Origin of the sequence: Nocardioides sp. (assembly GCF_044226305.1) — a bacterium.
In the GTDB taxonomy this organism is placed as follows: Bacteria; Actinomycetota; Actinomycetes; order Propionibacteriales; family Nocardioidaceae; genus Nocardioides.
Genome location: NZ_JBGAHF010000031.1, coordinates 20140 through 27580, shown reverse-complemented (window position 1 = coordinate 27580; position 7441 = coordinate 20140). Strand labels below are relative to the sequence as shown.

The 7441-nt window shown below is 70.2% G+C and carries 9 protein-coding genes; 4 read left to right on the top strand and 5 right to left on the bottom strand.

The window, feature by feature from the left end; all coding sequences use genetic code 11:
- Window positions 1-117, top strand: a 117-nt coding sequence (locus tag ACILQ5_RS20685) for an integrase core domain-containing protein (protein WP_395659925.1), incomplete at its 5' end; no start/stop codon positions are given.
- Between the two features lie 198 nt (window positions 118-315).
- Here the strand turns inward: ACILQ5_RS20685 and ACILQ5_RS20680 are convergent.
- The 4 genes from ACILQ5_RS20680 to coxB all read right to left on the bottom strand — a co-directional run bounded on the left by ACILQ5_RS20680 (window position 316) and on the right by coxB (window position 4579).
- Window positions 316-1542, bottom strand: a complete 1227-nt coding sequence (locus tag ACILQ5_RS20680; RefSeq protein ID WP_395659923.1) for an Ig-like domain-containing protein — start codon at window positions 1540-1542, stop codon at window positions 316-318.
- Window positions 1543-1653: 111 nt separating this feature from the next.
- Window positions 1654-2052, bottom strand: a complete 399-nt coding sequence (locus tag ACILQ5_RS20675) for a cytochrome c oxidase subunit 4 (RefSeq protein WP_395659922.1) — start codon at window positions 2050-2052, stop codon at window positions 1654-1656.
- A complete protein-coding gene (gene ctaD / locus ACILQ5_RS20670) occupies window positions 2052-3797 on the bottom strand; it encodes a cytochrome c oxidase subunit I (RefSeq protein WP_395659921.1) in 1746 nt (581 codons plus the stop codon). Before ctaD ends, ACILQ5_RS20675 begins: the two co-directional genes overlap by 1 nt.
- Entirely contained in the window at window positions 3794-4579 is a 786-nt protein-coding gene (coxB, locus tag ACILQ5_RS20665; RefSeq protein WP_395659924.1) for a cytochrome c oxidase subunit II, read from the bottom strand. The genes ctaD and coxB overlap by 4 nt, the downstream gene beginning before the upstream one ends.
- A 206-nt stretch (window positions 4580-4785) precedes the next feature.
- Between coxB and ACILQ5_RS20660 the strand changes: the two genes are divergently transcribed.
- Both ACILQ5_RS20660 and ACILQ5_RS20655 read left to right on the top strand, forming a co-directional pair.
- Window positions 4786-5886 (top strand): cysteine desulfurase family protein, encoded by a 1101-nt coding sequence (locus ACILQ5_RS20660; RefSeq protein WP_395659920.1) that lies wholly within the window; start codon window positions 4786-4788, stop codon window positions 5884-5886.
- Complete coding sequence (locus ACILQ5_RS20655) at window positions 5883-6131, top strand: sulfurtransferase TusA family protein (RefSeq protein ID WP_395659919.1); 249 nt, start codon at window positions 5883-5885, stop codon at window positions 6129-6131. The genes ACILQ5_RS20660 and ACILQ5_RS20655 overlap by 4 nt, the downstream gene beginning before the upstream one ends.
- Here the strand turns inward: ACILQ5_RS20655 and ACILQ5_RS20650 are convergent.
- Entirely contained in the window at window positions 6124-7107 is a 984-nt protein-coding gene (locus tag ACILQ5_RS20650; RefSeq protein WP_395659918.1) for a carbohydrate kinase family protein, read from the bottom strand. The genes ACILQ5_RS20655 and ACILQ5_RS20650 overlap by 8 nt on opposite strands.
- Before the next feature lie 63 nt (window positions 7108-7170).
- Between ACILQ5_RS20650 and ACILQ5_RS20645 the strand changes: the two genes are divergently transcribed.
- Window positions 7171-7392: a hypothetical protein gene (locus ACILQ5_RS20645; protein ID WP_395659917.1), complete on the top strand. Its 222-nt coding sequence runs from the start codon at window positions 7171-7173 to the stop codon at window positions 7390-7392.
- The last annotated feature ends 49 nt before the right edge of the window (window positions 7393-7441 follow it).

Genomic DNA, 7441 nt, shown 5'->3' with positions numbered 1-7441 from the left:
GAAACCCGACTCCAGGAGTGGGAGGACTACTACAACTACGATCGCCCACACGGCGCACTCGGCGGCCAAACACCATACGAACGCCTACGACAGAAAGCCGCAGACCCGCTGTCATGAGGGTTCGTCAGTCACACAGGCCGACCCGGCAGCCAGGTCGTATGACGTCCCGGGGCCGACCCGGAAGCGCAGTCGCACCCGCACCAACGCGGAGCGGATCAGGCCAGCGCGGAGCGGATCAGGCCAGCGCGGAGCGGATCAGGCGAGCGCGGAGCGGATCAGGCGAGCGCGGGGCGGATCAGCTGAGCGCGGGGCGGATCAGCTGAGCGCGGAGCCCTGCTCGTAGGTCTTGAACGACTCGTTCCAATCGCCGTAGCCGTTGTCGAGGGTCATCGGCTTGTCGCTGCCCGTGTACTCGACGACGTCGCCGCGGCGCGACATCGCGAACAGCCAGGCCGCGTTCTCGGTGCTCATGCCGGTGCAGCCGTGGGAGACGTTCGAGTTGCCCTGGTAGCCCACCGACCACGGGGCGGCGTGGATGAACTCGCCGGAGTAGGTCAGCCGCATGGCGTACTGGACGCCCTCGATGTTGTACGCGTCGGCGCCGGTGATGCCGACGGTCTCGGAGTTCATGTCCTTGGACGCGAACTTCTCGATGATCACCTTGGTGCCCGAGCGGGTGGTGTACGTCGGCTGCTCGCCGGTCGTGATCGGGATCGTGCGCAGCAGCTTGCCGTTGCTGAACACCTTCATCTGGTGGCTGACCATGTCGACGCGGTAGACGTGCGCGTCGCCGACGCGGAAGTTCACGTCGCGGTTCTCCTGGCCGTAGATGCCGTTGCCCGCGTCGACGCTGTTGACGTCGACGGCGACGTGGACCTGGCTGCCGGCCTTCCAGTAGGTCTTGGGCCGCCAGTGCGCCTCGGTGTCGCTGAGCCAGTGCCACGATCCCTGCTGGGCGGGCTTCGCGGTGACCGTCATGTGCTTCTCGAACGACGCCTTGTCGGTCACCGGCACGTCGAAGGTGACGATCACCGGCATGCCGACGCCGACGGTCTCGCCGCGCAGCGGGGCGACCGAGGGGTAGGTCTGCTGGTCGAGGGTCAGCGCCTGGGTGGAGAACGTCGTGGTCCGGTCGACCGTGGTGCCGTCGGTCTTCGTCGCGGTCGTCGTCATCGTGTAGGACTGGCCCGGCTCGAGCCGGTCGGTGGCGGTCCACTTCGTGCCGTCCGCGGCGGTCTCGCCGCCCAGCGCACCCGCCTCGGACACGACCTTGACCGAGGCGATGGTGCCGCCCTTGGCGGCCACCGAGACCGGGTGGTCGACCGGTACGTCGGTGGCGCCCTTCTCGATGCTGGTCGTCAGCCGGAGCTTGGGGACGGGCGTCTCGGAGGCCGACGGGGACGTGGAGCCGGTCGAGCCGGAGTCCGCCGCGTCGGCGCCGGGGGTCGTGTCGTCGGCCTGACAGGCCGTGAAGACGGTCAGGGCCAGGGCGACGGCGGCAAGGGTACCGGCCGTCCGCGAGCGCACTCGGCTGTCAGACATGCTTGGAAACTCCCCGTGGCAAGCGTGTGTGGTGGTAGGTCCAGGGTAGCCGCCCGGACCCAGCACACCCATTCGACGCGGCCCGAGCGGGCGCACCGCCTTCCGGCAGCCTCAGTGGGCGTGGACCCCGCGGTAGTACTCGAAGATCCAGCCGGCCAGCACGACCGCGCCCACGACGACTCCGATGATCAGCAGCCACCAGGCGGCCACCGCGACGGCGTACGTGCAGGTCGACAGCGCCAGGGCGCACCACAGCGGCCACCAGGAGTACGGCGGGAAGAACCCGAGCTCGCCCGCTCCGTCGGCGATCTCGCCGTCCTTGCGGTCCTCGGGACGCGGATCCATCTTCTTGGCGTGGAAGCCGAGGTAGATCGTCACCATGATCGCCAGGAGCGCGGTCATGGTCAGGGCGGAGGTACCCGTCCAGTCCCCGGTGATGAGCCAGTAGGCGGGCGCGACCAGGATGAAGAAGATCGCGCAGATCGCGAAGATCCAGGTCTCTGACTTCATCAGGCCTTGCCCTCCGGGTCGGTGCGGTCGCGGAGCATGTCCTCGCGGCCCTCCATGTCAGGTGCGTCGGCCGGTCCGCCGACGCGGGCGGCCTCGTTCTCCTCCAGCTCGATCGCCGCGACCTCCGGGTGGTGGAGGTCGAAGGCCGGCGACTCCGAGCGGATCCGCGGGATCGTCACGAAGTTGTGGCGCGGCGGCGGGCAGCTGGTCGCCCACTCCAGGGAGCGGCCCCAACCCCACGGGTCGTCGGTGTTGACCAGCGGGGATCGGCGCGTCACGTAGACGTTGTAGAGGAACGGCAGCGTCGACGCGGCGAGCAGGAACGCGCCGATCGTGGACACCTGGTTGAGGACGGTGAACCCGTCGCCCGGCAGGTAGTCGGCGTAGCGACGCGGCATGCCCTCGACACCCAGCCAGTGCTGGACGAAGAACGTGGTGTGGAAGCCGACGAACAGCAGCCAGAAGTGCAGCTTGCCGAGGCGCTCGTCGAGCATCCGGCCGGTCATCTTCGGCCACCAGTAGTAGAAGCCCGCGAACATCGCGAACACCACCGTGCCGAACACGACGTAGTGGAAGTGCGCGACCACGAAGTAGGAGTCGGACACGTGGAAGTCGAGCGGGGGGCTGGCCAGGATGATGCCGGTCAGACCACCGAACAGGAAGGTGACCAGGAAGCCGATCGACCACAGCATGGGGGTGTCGAACGACAATGACCCGCCCCACATCGTGCCTATCCAGTTGAAGAACTTCACTCCTGTTGGAACGGCGATCAGGAAGGTCATGCCGGAGAAGAACGGCAGGTCGACGGCGCCGGTGACGTACATGTGGTGCGCCCACACGGCCACGGACAGGATCGCGATGCCGAGGGTCGCGCCGACCAGGCCGATGTAGCCGAAGATCGGCTTGCGGCTGAAGACCGGCAGGATCTCGGTCACGATGCCGAAGAACGGCAGCGCGATGATGTAGACCTCGGGGTGGCCGAAGAACCAGAAGAGGTGCTGCCACAGGATCGGCCCGCCGTGGGCGGGGTCGAAGACGTGGGCCCCGAGCTGTCGGTCGGCCTCGAGGGAGAGCAGCGCGCCCGCGAAGACCGGGAACGCGATGAGCACCAGCAGGCTGGTGACCAGCGTGTTCCAGACGAAGATCGGCATCCGGAACATGGTCATGCCGGGCGCGCGCATGCAGATGATCGTGGTGATGAAGTTGACCGCGCCCAGGATGGTGCCCAGACCGGCCATCCACAGGCCCATGATGCCGAGGTCACCGCCGACGCCCGGCGAGCGGACCGCGTCGGACAGCGGCGTGTACATGAACCAGCCGAAGCTGGCCGCGCCGCTCGGGGTGAGGAAGCCGGAGGCAGCGATCAGCCCGCCGAAGACGAACAGCCAGTAGCTGAACATGTTCAGCCGCGGGAACGCCACGTCCGGCGAGCCGATCTGCAGCGGCATGATGACGTTCGCGAACCCGAAGAACAGCGGGGTCGCGAACAGCAGCAGCATGATCAGGCCGTGCATGGTGAACAGCTGGTTGTAGGTCTCGTCGTTGACGATCTGCATGCCCGGGTAGGCCAGCTCGGAGCGCATCAGCAGCGCGAGGATGCCGCCGAGCAGGAACCAGGCGAACGACGTGCCGAGGTAGAGCTTGCCGATGAGCTTGTGGTCGGTCGTCGTCAGGATCGTGGCCAGCTGCTGGCCCAGGGGACGACGGGTGGTGACGCTCGTGGGCGCTGAGGCGGTGGCGGTCACTGGCCTTCTCCCTCGCTGTTCTCGTCGAGGCCGACCTGGGTGTGGGCGAACTGGCCGCCCAGGAGGGGCTTCTCGGTCTCGGTCCCCGCGTCCTGGAGGAGCTGGAGGTAGGCGTCGTAGTCCTCCTGGGACACGACGTGCACGTTGAAGAGCATCCGCGAGTGGTAGGTGCCGCAGAGCTCGTAGCACTTGCCGGCGTAGTCACCGATCTCGGTGGGCGTGATCGAGTAGTGGTTCACGCGGCCCGGGATGACGTCCATCTTCATGAGGAACGCCGGCACGCCGAGGTCGTGGATGACGTCCGGGGAGTGCAGGTTGAAGCGGGTCGTCTTGTCGACCGGCAGGTAGAGGTCCGGGATGTGCGAGCCGGTGCCGGAGTCGTGGACGTACGCCGAGTACGGGAACTGGTCGTCGGTGGCGTCGTCGTTCGCGGCCTCGTCCATCGGGCCGATGCCGTAGTTGAACGTCCAGGACCACTGCTGGCCGACGACCTCGATGGTGTTGTCCACCGGGAGGTCCTCGTCGAGGACGAAGTTCTGGGTGTCCACGGTCTTGGCGAAGAACACGATCACCATCAGCACCGGGGCGATCGTGTACAGGATCTCGAGCGGCAGGTTGTAGCGCGTCTGGACCGGGATCTCGTCCGCGCTGCGGCGACGGAAGCGCACGACGGCGTAGAAGATCAGGCCCCACACGAGCACGCCGACGGCCAGCGCAGCGATCCAGGCGCCCTGCCAGAGCGAGAGGATGTGCTCACCCTGGACGGACGCCGGCTCGGGCATGGCGATCCGTTCCCACTCGCCCCGGGTCTCGGACGAACAGCCGCCCAGCGCGAGGACACCGGTGCCCACAGCAGCGAGCGCGGCCACCCGCTTGGGGAGTTGCAGACTCAACGGTTGAGCCTCTCTCTCAGCACGATCACGGATAGGCGGAACACTAGCGGAACCACACCCCCCGCCGGTGCGAGGGGGGCCGGTACGTTGCGGGTGTGAGACACGCGTCCGGGTACCTCGACGCCGCCTCCTCCGAGCCGCTGCACCCCGCCGCCCGGGAGACGCTGCTCGCCGCCCTCGAGCGCGGGTACGCCGACCCGCGGCGCCTCCACGGCCCCGGCCGGGACGCGCGGCTGCTGCTCGACAACGCCCGCGGGGTCGTCGCGGAGTGCCTCGGGGTCCGCCCCGACGAGGTCACCTTCACCTCCTCCGGCACCGACGCCGTCCACCGCGGGCTGCTAGGGCTGCGTCGCCGGTCCGACACCCCGGTGTCCCACACCGCCGTCGAGCACTCCGCCGTCCTGCACGCCGTCCGCTGGGCGGACGCCGCCGCGACGTCCGTGCCGGTCGACCGGACGGGCCGGGTGGACCCGTCGGGCTTCGCCGGGGCCGTCGGCGTGGTCGCGGTCCAGGCCGCCAACCACGAGGTGGGGACCGTCCAGCCGGTCGACGCCGTCGCGGACGCCGCCGGCGGGGTCCCGGTCTTCGTGGACGCCTGCGCCTCGATGGGGCGCCTGCCCCTCCCGGCCGGCGGGGACGTGCTGGCCGGCTCGGCGCACAAGTGGGGCGGGCCCGCCGGGGTCGGGGTCCTGGTCGTCCGCAAGGGCGCCCTGTGGACCAACCCGTTCCCCGGGGACGACCGGGTCGACGAGCGCGCCACGGGGTTCGAGAACGTGCCCGCGGCGCTCGCCGCGGCGGCCGCCCTGCGCGCGGTCGCCGAGGAGCGCGACGAGGTGGCCGCCCGCCAGCGCGCGCTGGTGGACCTGGTCCGGGAGGCCGCCGGCGCGATCGCCGACGTGGAGGTGGTCGGGGACCCGGCCGACCGGCTCCCCCACCTGGTGACCTTCTCCTGCCTCTACGTCGACGGCGAGGCGGTCGTGACCGAGCTCGACCGGCGCGGCTACGGCGTCGCGAGCGGGTCGGCCTGCACCGCCTCGACACTGGCGCCGAGCCACGTGCTCGAGGCGATGGGGGTGCTGACCCATGGCAACGTCCGGGTCTCGCTCACCCGGGACACCACCGCCGCGGACGTCGACGGCTTCCTGGCCGTGCTGCCGGACGTGGTCCGCGAGATCCGGGCCCGGGTCGGGCTGTGACGTCCCCGCCCACCGAGGTCGACCTGGAGCTCGACTGCCGCGGCCTGCTCTGCCCGCTGCCGGTCATCGAGCTGGGCCGGCGGTACGCCGAGGTGCCGGTCGGCGGCCTCGTGGCCGTGCTCGCCGACGACGTGGCGGCCCGCACCGACGTGCCCGCGTGGTGCCGGCTGCGGGGTCAGGAGTACGTCGCCGAGGAGCAGGCGGCGGACGGGACGCCGCGCCACGTGGTGCGGCGGGTCAGCTGAGCCGCTTGAGGTGCGGCGCGACCTCGTCGGCCGCCGCGAAGCCGTAGGAGTCCTCGACGCGCGCGAGGAACTGGGCCGGCGTGAACGTGTACTCCTGGGTGCCGACCGTCTCCACGACGTACGCCGCCAGCACGCAGCCCACCTGCGCCGCGCGCTCCAGCCCCACGTGCCACGAGAGCGCGGCCAGGAAGCCGGCCCGGAACGCGTCGCCGACGCCGGTCGGCTCGACCGGGGTCACGTCCTTCGCGGCGGGCAGCTCGATCGTGGGCTCGCCCTTCCGCAGGATGCGGACCCCGTCCTTGCCGAGCGTGGTGACCTGGGTCCCGACGCGGTCGAGGATCTCGTCGGTCGACCAGCCGGTCTTCTGCTCGATCATGGCCGACTCGTACTCGTTGGAGAACAGCAGCGCCGCCCCGTCGATGAGGTCGCGGATCAGCTCGCCACCGCTGAACGCGAGCTGCTGGCTGGGGTCGGCGATGAACGGGTAGCCGCGCTGCCGGCACTCCTCGGTGTGGCGGAGCATGCCGTCGGGGTCGTCGGCGCCGATGAGGACGAACTCGGGGTGGCCCGCCTGCGCCACGATGGGCCCGAGCTCGATCAGCCGGGCCTCGCTCATCGCCCCGGGGTAGAACGAGGCGATCTGGGCGCCGGTGGGGTCGGTGGTGCACACGAACCGCGCCGTGTGCCGGCTGTCGGAGATCCGGACGTGGGTGCAGTCGACGCCGTGCCGCTCCAGCCAGGAGCGGTAGTCGGCGAAGTCCTCGCCGGCCGCCCCGACCAGCACCGGCTGCAGGCCGAGCTGGCCCAGCCCGAAGCACATGTTGGCGGCGACGCCGCCGCGCCGGATCTCCAGCTCGTCGACGAGGAAGGAGACCGAGAGCTTGTCCAGCTGCTCGACGACCAGGGAGTCGCGGAACTTCCCCCCGAAGGCCATCAGGTGGTCGGTGGCGATCGATCCGGCGATCAGGAGGGACATGACGTCGACACTACCGATCGGTACCGCTGGGAGTACCAATCGGTAGCCCCTACCGTCGGTTCCATGAGCGCCTCCCGCCCGACCAGCAGGCTCGCGTACGACGACGCCTCCACCCCCGCCGAGATGCGGGCCGACTGCCTGGCCGCCCAGGCCGCCCTGGCCCTCCCGCTGACCGCTGCGGCGGGCCGGCTGTCCCAGGAGCAGCCCAAGCGCGCCGAGATCGAGATCCCGGCGGCCGCCGCCCGGCTGGCGCGGGCCATCAACCTCCAGCTCGACGGGGACTGACCACCCCCTCCATGCAGAAGAGCCCCTCCGGCCGTCGGCCGGAGGGGCT

Excerpts from the sequence above, each read along its gene's own strand:
- ACILQ5_RS20650 (WP_395659918.1), bottom strand. The coding sequence starts at position 7,107 with ATGTCCCTCCTGATCGCCGGATCGATCGCCACCGACCACCTGATGGCC.
- ACILQ5_RS20680 (WP_395659923.1), bottom strand. The coding sequence starts at position 1,542 with ATGTCTGACAGCCGAGTGCGCTCGCGGACGGCCGGTACCCTTGCCGCC.
- coxB (WP_395659924.1), bottom strand. The coding sequence starts at position 4,579 with ATGCCCGAGCCGGCGTCCGTCCAGGGTGAGCACATCCTCTCGCTCTGG.
- ACILQ5_RS20675 (WP_395659922.1), bottom strand. The coding sequence starts at position 2,052 with ATGAAGTCAGAGACCTGGATCTTCGCGATCTGCGCGATCTTCTTCATC.
- ACILQ5_RS20645 (WP_395659917.1), top strand. The coding sequence starts at position 7,171 with ATGAGCGCCTCCCGCCCGACCAGCAGGCTCGCGTACGACGACGCCTCC.